General features: G+C 34.8%; 13 protein-coding genes and 1 pseudogene. 5 read left to right on the plus strand and 9 right to left on the minus strand.

Going from position 1 to position 16,883, the window contains the following annotated elements:
* The coding region (locus Q0A18_RS08620; protein ID WP_292009747.1) for an oligosaccharide flippase family protein at positions 1–1,365 on the minus strand (1,365 nt) is incomplete at its 3' end.
* Between the two features lie 112 nt (positions 1,366–1,477).
* Between Q0A18_RS08620 and Q0A18_RS08625 the strand changes: the two genes are divergently transcribed.
* Complete coding sequence (locus tag Q0A18_RS08625) at positions 1,478–2,815, plus strand: dihydroorotase (protein ID WP_292009748.1); 1,338 nt, start codon at positions 1,478–1,480, stop codon at positions 2,813–2,815.
* 33 nt (positions 2,816–2,848) lie between these two features.
* Here the strand turns inward: Q0A18_RS08625 and Q0A18_RS08630 are convergent, their stop codons facing one another.
* Complete coding sequence (locus tag Q0A18_RS08630; RefSeq protein ID WP_292009749.1) at positions 2,849–3,292, minus strand: nucleoside deaminase; 444 nt, start codon at positions 3,290–3,292, stop codon at positions 2,849–2,851.
* Between the two features lie 13 nt (positions 3,293–3,305).
* On the minus strand, positions 3,306–5,603 hold the full coding sequence (locus tag Q0A18_RS08635; protein WP_292009750.1) for a GH92 family glycosyl hydrolase: 2,298 nt from the start codon (positions 5,601–5,603) through the stop codon (positions 3,306–3,308).
* 128 nt (positions 5,604–5,731) lie between these two features.
* Between Q0A18_RS08635 and Q0A18_RS08640 the strand changes: the two genes are divergently transcribed.
* The 3 genes and pseudogenes from Q0A18_RS08640 (at position 5,732) to Q0A18_RS08650 (ending at position 9,405) form a co-directional block, all read left to right on the plus strand.
* Complete coding sequence (locus Q0A18_RS08640) at positions 5,732–6,613, plus strand: SDR family oxidoreductase (protein WP_292009751.1); 882 nt, start codon at positions 5,732–5,734, stop codon at positions 6,611–6,613.
* Positions 6,614–6,639: 26 nt separating this feature from the next.
* The gene (locus Q0A18_RS08645) at positions 6,640–7,467 is read left to right on the plus strand and encodes an endonuclease/exonuclease/phosphatase family protein (RefSeq protein WP_292009752.1); all 828 of its coding nucleotides are present in this window, start codon (positions 6,640–6,642) and stop codon (positions 7,465–7,467) included.
* 77 nt (positions 7,468–7,544) lie between these two features.
* Positions 7,545–9,405: pseudogene (locus Q0A18_RS08650) on the plus strand (M1 family metallopeptidase).
* Positions 9,406–9,454: 49 nt separating this feature from the next.
* Here Q0A18_RS08650 and Q0A18_RS08655 read toward each other — a convergent pair.
* The 6 genes from Q0A18_RS08655 to clpB all read right to left on the minus strand — a co-directional run bounded on the left by Q0A18_RS08655 (position 9,455) and on the right by clpB (position 16,049).
* Positions 9,455–10,465, minus strand: a complete 1,011-nt coding sequence (locus Q0A18_RS08655) for a zinc metalloprotease (RefSeq protein WP_292009753.1) — start codon at positions 10,463–10,465, stop codon at positions 9,455–9,457.
* A 186-nt stretch (positions 10,466–10,651) separates the two neighbouring features.
* Positions 10,652–11,287 (minus strand): response regulator transcription factor, encoded by a 636-nt coding sequence (locus tag Q0A18_RS08660; protein WP_292009754.1) that lies wholly within the window; start codon positions 11,285–11,287, stop codon positions 10,652–10,654.
* Positions 11,288–11,289: 2 nt separating this feature from the next.
* Positions 11,290–12,069, minus strand: a complete 780-nt coding sequence (locus tag Q0A18_RS08665; protein WP_292009755.1) for an ATP-binding protein — start codon at positions 12,067–12,069, stop codon at positions 11,290–11,292.
* On the minus strand, positions 12,045–12,695 hold the full coding sequence (locus Q0A18_RS08670; RefSeq protein WP_292009756.1) for a hypothetical protein: 651 nt from the start codon (positions 12,693–12,695) through the stop codon (positions 12,045–12,047). Before Q0A18_RS08670 ends, Q0A18_RS08665 begins: the two co-directional genes overlap by 25 nt.
* A gap of 26 nt (positions 12,696–12,721) precedes the next feature.
* Positions 12,722–13,243, minus strand: a complete 522-nt coding sequence (locus Q0A18_RS08675; protein WP_292009757.1) for a hypothetical protein — start codon at positions 13,241–13,243, stop codon at positions 12,722–12,724.
* Between the two features lie 214 nt (positions 13,244–13,457).
* Positions 13,458–16,049: an ATP-dependent chaperone ClpB gene (gene clpB, locus Q0A18_RS08680; protein ID WP_292009758.1), complete on the minus strand. Its 2,592-nt coding sequence runs from the start codon at positions 16,047–16,049 to the stop codon at positions 13,458–13,460.
* Between the two features lie 257 nt (positions 16,050–16,306).
* Here clpB and Q0A18_RS08685 point away from each other — a divergent pair, with 257 nt between their 5' ends.
* On the plus strand, positions 16,307–16,879 hold the full coding sequence (locus tag Q0A18_RS08685; RefSeq protein WP_292009759.1) for a TetR/AcrR family transcriptional regulator: 573 nt from the start codon (positions 16,307–16,309) through the stop codon (positions 16,877–16,879).
* The last annotated feature ends 4 nt before the right edge of the window (positions 16,880–16,883 follow it).

Raw genomic sequence — 16,883 nt, forward strand, 5'->3', positions numbered from 1 at the left:
CGCATAGACAATAAATAAGAAATTTCCAATCCAGAAATTATAATTGAAAAAATATACGGTAATGAAACTAAAAACCATCAGTAATCCGATAAAGAATGTCATTTTTTTTATTCGGTAAGGTATAGGATAATATTTCTGCCCTAAGAGATAAGAAGTGATCATCATAATGAAATAGGCAAGAAAGGTAACCCATGCAGATACCATAAATCCGTATTTGGTCAGGAATAAAAGGTTTAAGACGATAGTAATTCCTGCTCCCAGCCAGGAAATTAGAGTTCCTATTTGTGTTCTGTCCGTTACTTTATACCAAGTGGAGAAATTATAATAAATTCCAAAGCAAAGGTTGGCAATCACAATAATGGGAATGATATCAATAGCGGTCCAATAAGAACTGTTTGGAATTAAAATTTGTTTTAACCAGGAAATATTGGCAATGATTCCCATGGCAACAGTAGAAGCAAAGAATGTAAAATATTCAGTTACTTTAGCATAGGTATTCTGTGCATTTTCGCTGTTCATTTGCTTGAAGAAGAACGGTTCTATTCCCATTCTGTATGCGGTAACGAATAAGGTCATTAAAACGGCAAGCTTATAACAGCCACCATAAGCTCCGGCATCTTCATTCGGAATATAAAAGATCTGAATAGCCTTATCAAAGTTTTCATTGAACATGAAGGCTAATCCGGCGATCATTACAGGCCACGAATATTTAATCATTCTTTTAAATAGATCAGAAGAAAACTGAAGTCTTACCTTGAAAACAACAGGCAGCAATAATAAGAAGCCCAGGAAACTTGCCGCAAGGTTACTGTAGAAAGGAAAAGATACTTTCTCTTTTAAGCCAAAACCTTGGGATACACTCAAAGGAATGTACAAGAATAAAGCGATTGTTACAATTGTCTGGAAGAATGACTGGCAAACTCTGACTAATGAATATTTGATAGGTTTATTATTATAACGGAGCCATGCAAATGGGATAACACAAAGATTGTCAAAAAAGGCAATCCATGCAAACCAGCGTATATATTCTGGATTATCAGAGTATTGTAATGTATCGGCAATGGGCTGGCTGAAGATCAGACAGATTAAAAGGAAAAGAGTGGAGAGTCCGAACAGAAACCAGAATGAAGTATTAAATGTTTTCTTTTCATTATCCTTTTCTGAAGAGAAACGGAAAAATGCAGTTTCAAAACCAAAAGACAGCATAATATTCACAAATGAAATCAGCGCATATAAATTAGAAAATATGGCGAAATCTTTATTTTCAATCTGATTGATATATAATGGGTTAAGAATGAATAAAATCACTCTTGGCATAATGGCTCCCACGCCATATATAATTGTCTCGTTGAGAAGTTTCTTCAAAATTGAAATTTCGTGCAAATGTAAAAATTTAGAAATTGATTTCTTGTTGCAGGTATTAAAATTCATTCATAAACCTTAATTTTGTCATAAATATAAGTCTAAATAAAAGTAAATGAAGACCCTAATCAAAAATGTAAAAATCGTTAATGAAGGTCAAATATTGGAAAGTGATATTTTGATTGAAAATGATTTAATTTCTAAAATAGAAAATCAAATTACGGAAGAGGCAGATCAGGTAATTGATGGATCAGGAAAATATCTCCTTCCGGGAGTTATTGATGATCAGGTACATTTTCGAGAACCGGGACTGACGCATAAGGGGGATATAGAAAGTGAATCCAGATCTGCTATTGCGGGAGGAGTTACTAGTTTTATCGATCAGCCTAACACTGTTCCCAATGCAGTTACCCAAGACTTATTAGCGGATAAATATGAAATAGCATCTAAGAAAGCTTATGCCAATTACGGATTTATGATGGGGGGAACCAATGATAATCTGGAAGAAGTCTTAAAGACTAATCCTAGAAATGTTCCGGGAATAAAACTTTTCCTCGGATCTTCCACTGGAAACATGTTGGTTGATAATCCTGATACCTTAGAAAATATTTTCAGCAATACTAAAATGCTTATTGCGGTTCACTGTGAGGATGAGGCCACTATCAAAGCGAATACCCAGAAATATATAGATGAATACGGAGAAAATATTCCCGTGAAATTTCATCATTTGATCAGAAGTGAGGAAGCATGTTATAAATCCTCTTCCAAAGCGATAGAACTTGCGAAAAAAACAGGAGCCAGACTTCATGTTTTTCACCTGTCAACTGCGAGAGAAACCGAATTGTTCAGAAATGATATTCCGTTAAAAGATAAAAAAATTACAGCGGAAGTTTGTGTTCATCACCTTACATTCACTAATGAAGATTATGAAACAAAAGGAGCATTGATTAAATGGAATCCTGCTGTTAAAACTCAAACAGATAAAGATGGTCTTTGGGAAGCACTTTTGGATGACAGGATTGATGTAATTGCTACGGACCATGCTCCTCATACATGGGAGGAAAAGCAGAATGTATATACAAAATGTCCTTCGGGAGCTCCGTTAGTACAACACTCTTTAGTGGTTATGCTTGAAAATTATAAGAATGGAAAAATCTCGCTTGAAAAAATTGTAGAAAAAATGTGTCATAATCCGGCCATTCTTTTCAGAATTGAAAAAAGAGGTTATATCAGAGAAGGGTATAAAGCAGATTTGGTTTTGGTTGATGTCAATGAAAACTGGACGGTGGCTAAAGAAAATATTCTTTATAAATGTGGCTGGAGCCCTTTGGAGGGATCAAATTTCCATTCTAAAGTGACCCATACTTTTGTTAATGGAAATCTTGTATATGACAATGGTATAATAAATTCAGAAAAATTCGGGGAGCGTTTGCTCTTTGAAGTTCAGGAATAGATAGTAAAGGCTGCGTTTTGCAGCCTTTTTATTTTAATGATGTAGGGCTTTACATTCCTCTTCCAGGATATTGGGAATCAATAAAGGAGCATCACCCCATTTTGAAATGGTTTCACTTGGGAGAATTTTGAAATCCGGACTGCTGTAGCCACCGATTTCACCCGTTGAAATTCCCCAGACAACAGAGCTTATTTTATGATGACGGATTACATAAGAACACATTATATACGGTTCGTGAGTGGTGTACATAGTGAATCCTTCTAAGTTGCTATTAGAAGTTTGTTGTATATAATTTCGGATGACTTCGATTTCTGCATGGCGGGTAATATCTTTTTTCTGCTTTCCTGCTTCTATTCCTTCGGCGACAATTATATTGTCTTTTATCAATATGGAACCGACCGGGCTCTCTCCATTTTCTTTAGCAATCTTACCAAGTTCAATACATCGTCTCATATAGGATTCGTGATCATTCATCATGTTTATGCTTTTATTATTTCTTTGCTTTATTACTCATATGAAATGTCAGTTTTCCTCCATTCATAATTTCAGAATGAGTTAAGGTGAAATTTTTTATCTCCTTACCATTTAATATTACTTTTTCTACATACACATTTTGTGGACTTTGATTCACCGTCTCTATTTCAAAAGTTTTTCCGTTTTCTAAATGAAGAAGAGCATGATCTACAGCAGGACTTCCAATCGAGTAATTTTCGGATCCGGGAGCTACCGGATAGAATCCTAATGAGCTTAAAATATACCATGCACTCATTTGTCCCGTATCATCATTCCCACCTAATCCGTCCGGAGTTGCTTTATATTGCATCTCCAAGATATGACGAACCTGTGCCTGAGTTTTCCATGGCTGATCAGCCCAGTTGTATAAATAGGCAACATGATGAGCAGGCTCGTTTCCATGAACATATCCGCCGATAATCCCTTCTCTTGTAATATCTTCCGTATCAGCAAAAAACTCATCCGGAAGGTGCATGGTGAATAATTCATCCAGTTTTCCGGCAAACTTTTTCTTTCCTCCCATGAATTTGATCAGTTCATCCGGGTTTTGAGGAACAAAGAAGCTGTAGTTCCATGAATTTCCTTCAATGAAACCTTGCCCGTGAGTACTTAAAGCATTGAAATCTTTTTTGAAGCTCCCGTCTGCTAAACGAGGACGCATAAATCCGGTTGTCGTATCAAAATTGTTTTTCCAGTTTTCAGAACGTTTGATAAACTGATTGTAAATTTCTGTTTCTCCCAAATGTTTTGCCAGTTGAGCAATTGCCCAGTCATCATAAGCATATTCTAAGGTGTTAGAAACGGAAGTTCCATTTTTTTCAGCAGGAATATAACCCATATCTATATAAGAACCTATGCCTTCATAATCTCTTTTACTGGCTGTTTCTACACAAGCTTTTAAAGCTGCCTTCGGGTCTCCGGTATACACTCCTTTAATAATGGCATCCGCAACAAGGCTTACACTATGATAACCGCTCATACACCAGTTTTCATTGGCATAATGAGACCATACCGGCAGCATCTTCATCGAAAACTGATTATAATGAGCCATCATTGAATGTATTATATCATTATTTCTTTTAGGCTGAATGATATTAAAAAACGGATGCAGTGCACGATATGTATCCCAAAGTGAAAAGGTAGTATAGTGGGTAAAGTCTGTGGACTGATGAATATTTTGATCCAGACCTTTGTATTGCCCATTAGCATCCATATAAACAGTAGGATTAATAAAGGTATGGTACATCGCTGTATAAAAATTTGTTTTTTCAGTATCGGAACCTTTGATAACAATTCTGTTGAGTTCTTTGTTCCAGTCTTCCTGAGTTTTGGTTTTTATCTGGTCAAAAGATAAATTTCCAGTTTCTGCTTCCAGATTGTCCAAAGCATTTGTCTGGCTTACAGGGGAAATGGCCAGCCTGATTTCAATAGCTTCATTTTCATGAGTATTAAAGTCAAAATACATTTTCAGGTTTTTACCTGCAATTTCAGGGAAGTTTTTAGTCTGGTCAAATTTTCTCCAGAATCCTCCATATACTTGCTTACCATCATAATTTTTCTGTCCGTAAGATGTAAAAGGCTTGGAAAACTTCATTGCAAAATAAACTGTTCTGGTTCTTGCCCAGCCGTTAGTTTGCCTGTAACCGGTAATAGTATGGTTATTTTCTACCCGGATATAGGTCCATACATTTTTACCATCATAATTATAAATTCCTGCCATCATATCCAGAATAATGTGAGCCTGATCGGATTTTGGAAAAGTATAACGGTGAACCCCTACTCTTGTTGTGGCGGTAAGTTCAGCTAAAATATTATAATCGTCAAGTTTAACTTTATAATAACCTGCTTCAGCTTTTTCATTCTGATGAGAAAATTTGCTTCTGTAACCTGTTTCAGGATGAGAAGCTGTACCAGGATTCAATTGTAATTTTCCTATGGTAGGGATTACTAAAAAATCTCCCAAATCAGAATGTCCCGTTCCACTGAAATGAGTAGAGCTGAAACCTACGATGGTTTTGTCTTCATACCGGTAACCTGCACAGTATTTATATACTTCACCATTGTATTTTCCGTTAAGCTCATAAGAAATTGTATCTGTCTCAGGGCTGAGCTGTACCGCTCCGAAAGGTACGGTAGCTCCCGGATAGGTATGTCCCATTTTCTCAGTTCCTATTAAAGGATGGACATATTGATAAAGCTTTTCAAAATGCTGTGCCCTACAGTAAATACTAAAGAATAAAAAGGCTGAAAAAAAGTAAATTCTCGATCTTTTCATGGATATATGAATTTTAGGGGATAAAAGTAATCAAAAAAAGAAAGAATCATTATTTATTACATTTATTTATAAAGCATTCTAAGCACTATCCTCATAATATTTAGTATTTTTAGAAAAAATAAAAAATTATGAATCTATATGCTCAACCTATGTTGCGTGAAGGCGCATTAAGAGATAAAGTAGCCATTGTTACAGGAGGTGGAAGTGGCCTTGGAAAAGCAATGACCAAATATTTTCTGCAATTAGGCGCTAATGTGGTTATCACTTCAAGAAATATTGAAAAATTACGGGCGACTGCAAAAGAACTTGAAGATGAAACAGGAGGAAAAGTATTATGTGTTGCTTGCGATGTAAGAAACTGGGATGAGGTAGAAGCTATGAAAGAAGCTACTATCAAAGAATTTGGAAAAATTGATATTTTACTGAATAATGCAGCAGGAAATTTTATTTCTCCTACGGAAAGACTGACACATTCAGCATTTGATTCTATTCTGGATATTGTTTTGAAAGGAACTAAAAACTGTACACTTTCTATTGGTAAGTATTGGATTGATTCTAAAATTCCCGGAACCGTACTTAATATTGTAACTACTTATTCATGGACAGGTTCTGCATTTGTAGTACCTTCTGCCTGTGCAAAAGCGGGTGTTCTGGCAATGACCAGATCTTTGGCTGTAGAATGGGCAAAATATGGAATCCGTTTTAATGCAATTGCTCCGGGACCATTCCCTACAAAAGGTGCCTGGGATAGATTGCTTCCCGGAGATCTTCAGGAAAAATTTGATATGAAGAAAAAAGTTCCGTTAAGAAGGGTGGGAGAACATCAGGAATTAGCTAACTTAGCGGCTTATTTGGTTTCTGATTATTCTGCTTATATGAACGGAGAAGTGGTAACTATTGACGGGGGTGAATGGTTGCAGGGTGCTGGAGAATTTAATATGCTGGATGAAATTCCTTCAGAAATGTGGGATGCTTTAGAAGCTATGATTAAGGCCAAAAAGTCAAACTAAAAAGATCAATAAACTAATCGTGAAACATGAAAAAACTATTCTTTACTTTACCATTATTCTTCGCTGCTTTTGCTATGGCGCAGGATTTGAAAGTGATGAGCTTTAATATCCGGTTGCAGGTAGAATCAGATAAAGAAAATGCATGGACTGAAAGAAAGCAGGATGCCGTAGATTTATTAAATTACTATCATCCGGATTATTTCGGGGTTCAGGAAGCTTTGCCTCAACAGATGAAAGATATCAAAACCGGATTGAAGAATTATAATTATGTGGGAGTGGGAAGAGATGATGGAAAAGAGAAAGGCGAGTTTTCCGCTATATTTTATAATACGGAAAGACTGGAGGTTTTAAAATCCGGAACTTTCTGGCTTTCGGAAACTCCTGACAAACCTTCTAAAGGCTGGGATGCCGCTTATAACAGAGTATGTACCTATGCTGTTTTTAGAGATAAAAAATCAAAGAGAGAATTTCTCGCTATGAATCTACATTTTGATCATATCGGTAATATAGCAAGAGAGAAATCTGCAGGCTTAATTTTAAAGAAGATTAAAGAAATTAATCCTAAAGATCTTCCGGTTACGCTGAGCGGAGATTTCAATCTGACAGATGATACGGAACCTATCAAAATTCTTTCAGAAGGTCTACAGGACAGTTTCTACCATTCTGAAACAAAACATTACGGTCCGGTAGGAACATTTACAGATTTTAATGTAAATGAAGTTCCCAAGGAAAGGATAGATTATATTTTTGTGAAGGACCTGAAAATAAAGTCACACCGACATATTAATGACAGAAGAGAAAACTTGCTTTATCCTTCAGATCATTTTCCGGTCATTGTAGACTTACAGTTTTAAATAAAGAAAAGGCAATGTTTTATTGCCTTTTTTGTTATAATTTAATGAAACTCATAACTTATTAAAAAATAATTTAAATGAAGAAATTGGCTATAGGATTATTATTGATAGCCTCGTGGCAATTTTCGGCACAAGAACTTTATATGCCAAGAAATATTAAAAAAGCCTATGATAATGAAACGAGAGATATTTCCGGAGCTCCAGGAAAGAATTATTGGCAAAATAAAGGAGTATATAATGTTGAAGTAAAAGTAGATGCAAATACTAAAGTGGTTTCAGGGAAAGAAACTATTATTTATACCAATAACAGTCCTAATGACTTGAAAGAACTGGCCGTAAGATTTGTGAATAATCTTCATAAACCGCAGTCTCCAAGATCCGGATTTGTTTCAAAAGACTTTTTGAGTTCAGGTTTGGAGATCAAATCATTTATAGTAAACGGTGAAAAATACAATATTAACAGTGAAGATTGGGGAACTGTTGAAAAAGTGGAGCTCAACACAGTTTTACAATCAAAATCAAAATCAGAAATCAAAATAGAATGGGAATATCCTTTATCGGTTCAAAGTGGTCGCGAAGGACAGATTGATCCGCAGACATTTTATGTAGCTTATTCCTTCCCCCGCATTTCAGTATATGATGATTATAATGGATGGGATGCTGCCTCATTCAGACAGGCAGGAATTCTATAATGATTTTAATGATTATAGTTTTGCTATTTCGGCTCCTAAGAATTATGTGGTTTGGGCTACCGGTAATTTTCTCAATCCGGAAGAGGTACTTCAATCCGAATATTTAAAAAGATATAAAGCTTCTTTAAAAAGTGATAAGGTTATTCATATTGCTAATGAATCAGAGATGGAATCGGGAAAGGTTACCAAACAGAATAAATGGAATGTGTGGAAATTCAAAGCCGATCATATTACAGACTTCTGTTTTGCTTTAAGTGATCATTATGTTTGGGATGCAGCCAGTGTACAGCTGAAAACAAAAAGAGTAAGTGTGCAGGCAGGGTATAAGGCTAAAGCAAAAGATTTTGAAAATTATGTGGACTGGATGCGTTATAATATAGACTGGTTTTCCAAAAACTGGCCTGGAATAGAATATCCTTATCCTGTAATGACAGCTATTCAGGGATATGCAGATATGGAATATCCTATGATGATTAATGATACCAGTATTCCGGATGATCTTAATGATGCAAGGTTAACGGCGGATCATGAAATTGCCCATACTTATTTTCCTTTTTATATGGGAATTAATGAAACGCGCTATGCATTTATGGACGAGGGCTGGGCAACTACACTTGAATATTTGATAGGTGTTGATGAAAATGGGGAAAAGTCCGCTAAAGAGTTTTACAAAGACTTTAGAGTGAAAAAATGGATCAATGATCCGTCTGCCGAACAGGATCAGCCTATTATTACAATGAGTACACAGGTAAGTGGATCCGGCTACGGGAATAATTCCTATGTAAAATCATCTTTATCTTATCTTGCTTTAAAGGATTATCTTGGAGATGATTTATTTAAAAAAGCCTTACATCATTATATGAATAATTGGAACGGAAAGCATCCTATTCCCTGGGATTTCTTTTATTCCATAAATACAGGATCAGGCAAAAACCTTAATTGGTTTTGGAATAACTGGTTTTATAGCAATAATTATATAGATTTAAAAATAAGTAATATCTCACAAGAGAACAATCTGCTTACTGTAAATATAGAAAATGTAGGTGGTTTTGTTGTTCCCTTTGATGTGATAATGACTTATAATGATAATTCTACAGAAAAACTTCATTTTACGCCTTCGGTATGGGAGAAAAATCAAAAGAGATCTCATCTTACAATTCCTATTATAAAAGAAGTAAAATCAGTAACATTAGATGGAGGGCTATTTATGGACTATACGCCGGAAGATAATACAAAATTTATATAACAAAGAAAATCCTGAGACTTACTCAGGATTTTTTATTTCAATTTATAGATTATAAAACTCTAAGTCCGGCTCTTGCTCCGGATGAAGCCACTACCGATTGCATCCTTACTCTTTGTCCTGCAGAAAACATAAACATAGCTGCATCATTTACGTAATCCATATAATTCATAAACATAACAGATCTTGATACGCCTCCGCATACTTGATAAAGAGGATAGCTTGGCTGTCCACTATTATCTGCCTGTTGAGTAGGTGTATCATCTACAAGGTCATTTCCGCAATAAGCATCTCCCCAAATATGTCTTAGGTTCAAATAATGCCCTACTTCATGAGTAGCTGTTCTTCCTAAATTGAAGGGGGCTGTTGCTCCCGTTTTTCCAAAAAACTGAGTTGCAATTACCACTCCGTCATTCCAGGCGCCAGCAGATTCAGGGAAAGTAGCAAACCCTAAAGTGATGCCTCTTGTACTTGCAATTGTACCTACTAACCATATGTTGAGATAATTAGAGGGGGTAGTTGCATCTATTCCTCCCTGAGAGGATTGTTTCATTGTATGTCCCGTCCAGCTGGTTTTTGTTGAAGATTTTCTTACTATATTAGCTAAGCGGAATTTTATTTTTGTATCATTAGCTTTTACAGATTGAAATTCTGTAGGGACTTTGTTGGCATCACTATTAATTCCTCCAAAGTCCGCATTGAGTACTGCAATTTGTTCTGCTATTCTTGCATCAGAAATGTTTTCTGCTGAAGTTCTGTAAATAACATTTACCACAACAGGAATTTCTATAGTTCCGTCTGCAAGTACTTTTCCTGCCTGTAGTTTTTTGATGAAGTTATCCGTATTTGCTTCTAGTGCATTCATTTTTTGTACCAGTTCCGGATTGCTCTGCAAATCTTGCTTGCGTATTTCATCCGAAATACAGGTTCTCTTATTAGCCATATTGGCTGAAGTTGAAGTAGTCAGAGTGTTTGGTGATTCTTCTGTTTGGTTTGAAATGGTATCATTATTACAAGATGATACAAGCCCTAGAAAAAGAATCGTAAATAATAGTTTTTTCATGTGTTAATATTTTATTGATGAAATGTGAATATATAATTTATTTTTGATATAATTTTAGTTATATATTAATATTTTATTTAAAATTAACTAAATGAATGAACTATAATGTTTATTTTATTCTTTATTTATGGGTTTTTATGGGGAATATATGGGAAAATAACTTTTGCTATGTATTGCATTTAATTATTAAGCAAATCCATTTTTAATAGCGAATACAGCCAGACCTACACGGGTTTTAAGATCTAGTTTCTCACAAAGCTGATCACGGTAACTTTCAACGGTTCTTGGGCTACAGCACATTTTATCAGCGATTTCTTTGTAGCTTAATTCCGTAACTGTATATTTTAAAAATTCTTTTTCCCTTTCAGATATCTTTACAGTAAGTTCTGGAGTATCATTATTGAGAGTTGATAATATAATGCGGGAAGCCCACTCCGGGTAAAAGAAGCCTTCATTGTCTAATCTTGTAAGAGCTGTTTCCAAATCTTTTGGATGGGTATTTTTTAACAGATACCCCTTAGCTCCGTTTTTAATCATCCTGATTACACTTTTATCGTCTCCCTGCATGCTGAGGGCCATTACTTTTATTCCTGGATGCTTGTCTTTTATCCATGACATTGTTTCAAACCCGTCCATGATAGGCATGCTGATATCCAAAAGGATGATATCGGGAATTTTTTGGTCGTTTTCAAATTTTTGTATAAGATCTTTTCCGTTTTCACAAACATAGATCACTTCAAAATCCTGGAAATTATCAATAATTCCTTCTAATGCTTTTGCTATAAGTATATGATCATCTACAATGACAATGCTTTTTTTCATGATTATTTTTTTAAAATAATTGTTAGACAAGTTCCTTGACTAGGTTTGCTATCCAGACTAAAGTCTGCTCCTATGATTTCTGCTCTGTTTTTCATATTGGTTAAACCTATTCCATTGGAAGAAGAGGAAGAAAGATCAAAGCCGATCCCGTCATCCTGAATTTTTAGTTCCCATAAGGTTTCTTCCGAGGTATTCAGGGTAATCCGGATATTCTCACATTGAGCATGTTTAATACTGTTTTGTATAAATTCCTGCGTAATTCTTAATAAAACATTTTTATGGACAAATCCCAGATCAAGGTGTTCAAAATTATGCTGAAAGCTTATATTACAGCGTTTAAACAGATTGGAATTATCCACTTCTTCCTGAATTAAAGTAATGATTCCCTTCTGATTGATTTTGTCATCAGTTAATGTCTTGGAAAGACTTCTAAGGTCCTGCAGGGACTGATTGATAATCTGAGAAACCTGTTCTATTCTTTCTGTAACCTGAGGTACTTTATTTTCGTGTAATAGTTGCTGGGTATATAGACTTACCAAAGTTAACTTTTGTCCTATATTATCATGAAGTTCCCTGCCTATCTGCTGCATCGTTATCCGCTGTATTTCAAGCTGGGTGGCAAGAATCTCTTTTTGATGAATTTCATTTTTTATTTCAATTTCATTCAGGTATTCTTTTTTCCGCAGTTTGTACTTATTGATGTAGATAAGAACCGCAACAACAAATAATACAAAGAACAGATTAAATAGAATAATGGTTATGAATAGCTCTGTTTTCCCCATATGAATGAAATTGAGAATAGTAAATACATGATGATTCCTGAAATCAGAAAATAATTAAAATAAATATTCCATATTTCCATGTGCTCTAAAAGCAGGAAATAAAAAGTCCAAAATGGTAATGTTCCTATATAAAACAAGGTAACTCCGAGATTAATATAAAACATCCTGTTTTTTTTGAAATGAAGAATATTGGCAGAGTTAATCTGTTTGTAATATTCCATGATTACCAGAATCATTAAAAGGAAGCTTCCAAAAGTATAATTAAAAGAAAAAATTATTTTCCTTTTTTCGAAAAATAATTCATTAGGAATGAAAGAGAGCAGATAAATGGAAGATAATATGAAAAATAGCTTCTTTTTATCCAGAGACTTTACAGCATATAACCAATAGAGAAATAAAAACTGAACTGGAATTACGAAATAGTTATAATATTTAGATTTATCAAATGAAATAAAATTACCTCCCCATTTACCAAATACTTCACACAGGAAAATAAAAATTAAGTAGAATACAAAGAACTTCCAATATTGTCCCTTTACACGGTTATAAGACAAAAGCGCAATAGCCATTGCCAGACCTTCTGAAAAAAGCATACTTTCACTTAATAAATTTTGGAAATCAGACATTGTATTCTACTTGATAGTGTTATTTGTTAATATAATTCTACACTAGAATCATTAGGAGGAATAAGTTGTCCGTGATTCTGAGCCAAACTTTCTTCAACAACACGCGAGGTTACAGTAGCTGCTGCCTTAGGTGTACTTGTTGTTTTAAGAGCTCCAGAATTTAAAGGGTTAAAATCGAAGTTGAGGTTTTCTCTGTTGATGGTAGGTACCATTACGAGAGTATGCTTGCCTGCATATTCTTTATCAATAGTTTGTCCTTTCATAATGTCCCAATCTTCAGCTTTTGGATAGGCGGCAAAATAAAATCTAAGCCCAAGTTCTTTATCCGTAATATTCGGATCTATTTTTTTTGTTTCAGATTCTACATCAGCAATAAGCTTTTTTAAAGTAGGCAGATCAAACCAGATAGAGTGGGAATCGCTCATGTTTAATTCCTTATTGATTACTGCCAGTTGGTTTTTTTTGTAATTGTCTATCATATTCTTGATAAGACTGTTAACAATAGTGTTGGGGGTAACACTTTTTTCAGATGATTGATCTTCGTTCATAACTTTTGGTTTTATATATTGAGAATTGTAATATGCAAATTTCGGAAAAAAAACAAGTTAAAATACAGTGTTTTCACTGTTAATTATTAGTGTTTTTACGGATTGCTTTTTATTTCTTATCTATTTAAGAAAAGAGTTTAAATAAAATAAGTACCGCAGATTTTGAGTCTACGGCACTTATCTTAAAATTAATATATGAAAAAAAACTACTTAGTTATTCCGTTGGTCGGAAAACCAATCCTGTTTCCTCAAAATAATCCAAGGTGATTCTATTTCCGTCATTCACCGTACCGGCAAGAATTTCTCGGGATAGTTTATTTAAAACTTCCTGTTGGATCACTCTTTTCAGAGGTCTTGCACCAAATACAGGATCATATCCTTTGTTCATCAGATAATCAACGGCATCCTGAGTAAAGGTCATAATGATATTACGTTTTGCCAGCATATCATTGAATCCTCTTAATTGGTACTGAACTATTTTTCCAATTTCTTTTTTTCTTAATGGCTGGAAAAGAACCACTTCATCAATTCTGTTCAGGAACTCAGGACGTAGAGTTTGTTTCAAGAGATCGAACACTTCATCTTTTGTTTTACCTACAATTTCATCCTGGTTTTCATCGGTAATATTTTCAAAGTTTTCCTGAATTAAATGAGATCCTAAATTGGATGTCATAATAATAATGGAGTTTTTAAAATTTACTACACGACCTTTGTTATCAGTGAGACGGCCATCATCCAATACCTGAAGCAATGTATTAAATACATCAGGATGGGCTTTTTCTATCTCGTCCAGAAGTACTACGGAGTATGGTCTTCTCCTTACTGCCTCAGTTAATTGGCCGCCTTCATCATATCCTACGTATCCCGGAGGCGCACCTACCAATCTTGAAACACTGTGACGTTCCTGATATTCACTCATATCAATTCTGGTCATATTGTTTTCATCATCGAATAGGAATTCTGCAAGTGCTTTTGCTAATTCGGTTTTACCTACCCCGGTTGTTCCTAAGAACAGGAAGGATCCGATAGGTTTTTTATCATCGCTTAGTCCCGCTCTGTTTCTTCTGATCGCATCTGCTACAGCCTGAATAGCTTCATCCTGTCCTACAACACGATGGTGAAGTTCGGCTTCAAGATTTAATAATTTTTCTCTTTCGGACTGTAAAAGCTTCGTTACAGGAATTCCTGTCCATTTAGCAATAACTTCAGAGATGTTTTCAGAAGTAACTTCTTCTTTGATCAATTCATTCTGATGATTTTGCATTTCCAGCTCAAGTTTCTGTAAAGCATCCTCCTTTTCTTTGATTTTGCCATACTGGATTTCTGCTACTTTAGCATAATCTCCAGCTCTTGAAGCTCTTTCTGCTTCCAGCTTTAAAGCTTCAATATCTTTTTTGATCTGAGTAAGATCTTCACTTTTTTGTTTTTCTTTTAACCATTTGGCATTGATCTCATTTCTCTGTTCAGAAATTTTTGCAATGTCTTCTTTTAAATGGTCTATTTTTGTTTGGTTTCCTTCTCTTGAGATGGCGGCCAATTCAATTTCCAGTTGCATTAATTTTCTGTCCAGAACATCCAGTTCTTCCGGTTTTGAATTGATTTCCATTCTCAGTTTTGCAGAAGCTTCATCGATAAGGTCAATTGCTTTGTCCGGTAAGAATCTGTCTGAAATATATCGTTGAGACATTTCTACAGCAGCGATGATTGCTTCGTCTTTAATCCTTACTTTATGGTGAGCTTCATATTTATCTTTAATACCTCTTAATATAGAGATGGCAGATTCAGTATCCGGTTCCTCTACCATTACTTTTTGGAAACGACGCTCCAGCGCTTTATCCTTTTCGAAATATTTTTGATACTCGTTAAGTGTTGTTGCACCTACAGCTCTTAATTCACCTCTTGCTAAAGCAGGCTTTAAGATGTTGGCTGCATCCATGGCTCCTTCACCACCTCCTGCCCCTACAAGAGTATGGATTTCATCGATAAAAAGAATGATCTGTCCGTCAGATTTAATCACTTCGTTCACAACAGATTTCAAACGTTCTTCAAATTCTCCTTTATATTTGGCACCTGCAATCAATGCACCCATATCTAATGAGTACAGTGTTTTGTCCATCAGGTTCTCCGGAACATCCCCATTGATTATTCTATGGGCTATTCCTTCTGCAATAGCAGTTTTACCAACTCCCGGTTCACCAATCAGGATAGGATTATTTTTAGTCCTTCTTGAAAGGATCTGAAGAACTCTTCTGATTTCTTCATCACGTCCGATTACCGGATCTAGTTTTCCTTCGGCTGCTAATTCATTAAAGTTTTTAGCATATTTATTTAAGGACTGGTAAGTTTCTTCTGAACTGGCAGAAGTTGCTTTACTTCCTTTTCTTAATTCTTTGATTCCTCCCTCCAAAAGATTTTTGGTTACTCCCATATCTTTCAGCATTTTGGATACTTCTGAACCAGTTTCCAAAAGAGCCAGCCATAAATGTTCAATCGTTACATATTCATCACCCATTTTTTTAGCAATATTGGGAGCATCTAATAAAATCTTATTAGCAGATTGTGAAAGATAAATATTACCACCTTCTACTTTGGGTAGCTTTTCAATATTTTCACGGTTACGCTCTCTTACTAAATGGGCATCTGCTTCTGATTTCTTAAGTAAGAACGGAGAAATATTTTCATCCACCTGAAAAATCCCTTCAAGTAAATGTTGAGGTTCAATACTCTGGTTGCCAAATTCCATAGCAGTCTGTTGGGCTGCCTGGATGGCTTCTTGTGATTTTACAGTATATTGGTTTAAGTTCATATTTTTGCAATTATTTGTTTAAGTTTATTTTTCCTAAAAACACTAAGAAACCAAATTTTCAGGCTTAGTTTCTTAATGCCATCAATTATTTATCATTTAATTCAAGGCGTATAACGCAAAAATTGTTCAATTACTAAATTTATAAAAAAATACGTCAAAATTTCCGATTTATGCATTTTTAACGTAAAATTAACTTGACAAAATTTCCGATTTTTAGAATCTCTATATGGGTAAGATTAATTATTTTTGTAATGCATATGGAGCTTAAAGAGAAACAAAAAAAAATATTGGAAGAAGCGATTGAGCTTTTTAAGGAAAAAGGCTATTTGGGTAGCTCTGTTAGGGATCTGGCTAATAAATTAAATATCAAAGCCGCTTCCTTATACGCTCACATCAGATCTAAAGAGGTTCTACTTGAATGGATCTGTTTTGGAATTGCCCATGAGTTTTTTATGGAACTTCAGCTTGTGAAAAATACAAATGTTCCTCCCAAAGAAAAATTAGACTTATTTATTAATAAACATTTATCTGTAGTTCTTAAAAACCCGGATGTTACCCATATTTATTCCAATGAATGGAAGCATTTGGAAGAAAGAAGTTCTGAATTTGTAGAATTGAGAAAAAAATATCAATCAGAAGTTGAAAATTTAATAATTGAGATCTACAGAGCGGAAAAATGGGAATTAAAATCGCCGGATTTTACCACAAAATTTATTCTTCATACCCTAAATAATTCTTATTTCTGGTTTAAAAAAAATCCAGACTCATCTCTCGAAATCATTGATGAAATCAGGGAAAAAATCTTATATGGCTTATTAGGAAAAAAGTAAAACA

The organism is Chryseobacterium sp. (assembly GCF_022712095.1).
Taxonomy (GTDB): Bacteria; Bacteroidota; Bacteroidia; order Flavobacteriales; family Weeksellaceae; genus Chryseobacterium.

Coding starts and splice junctions, on each gene's coding strand:
- Q0A18_RS08625 (WP_292009748.1), top strand. CDS start 1,478: ATGAAGACCCTAATCAAAAATGTAAAAATCGTTAATGAAGGTCAAATA.
- Q0A18_RS08630 (WP_292009749.1), bottom strand. CDS start 3,292: ATGATGAATGATCACGAATCCTATATGAGACGATGTATTGAACTTGGT.
- Q0A18_RS08635 (WP_292009750.1), bottom strand. CDS start 5,603: ATGAAAAGATCGAGAATTTACTTTTTTTCAGCCTTTTTATTCTTTAGT.
- Q0A18_RS08640 (WP_292009751.1), top strand. CDS start 5,732: ATGAATCTATATGCTCAACCTATGTTGCGTGAAGGCGCATTAAGAGAT.
- Q0A18_RS08645 (WP_292009752.1), top strand. CDS start 6,640: ATGAAAAAACTATTCTTTACTTTACCATTATTCTTCGCTGCTTTTGCT.
- Q0A18_RS08655 (WP_292009753.1), bottom strand. CDS start 10,465: ATGAAAAAACTATTATTTACGATTCTTTTTCTAGGGCTTGTATCATCT.
- Q0A18_RS08660 (WP_292009754.1), bottom strand. CDS start 11,287: ATGAAAAAAAGCATTGTCATTGTAGATGATCATATACTTATAGCAAAA.
- Q0A18_RS08665 (WP_292009755.1), bottom strand. CDS start 12,069: ATGGGGAAAACAGAGCTATTCATAACCATTATTCTATTTAATCTGTTC.
- Q0A18_RS08670 (WP_292009756.1), bottom strand. CDS start 12,695: ATGTCTGATTTCCAAAATTTATTAAGTGAAAGTATGCTTTTTTCAGAA.
- Q0A18_RS08675 (WP_292009757.1), bottom strand. CDS start 13,243: ATGAACGAAGATCAATCATCTGAAAAAAGTGTTACCCCCAACACTATT.
- clpB (WP_292009758.1), bottom strand. CDS start 16,049: ATGAACTTAAACCAATATACTGTAAAATCACAAGAAGCCATCCAGGCA.
- Q0A18_RS08685 (WP_292009759.1), top strand. CDS start 16,307: ATGGAGCTTAAAGAGAAACAAAAAAAAATATTGGAAGAAGCGATTGAG.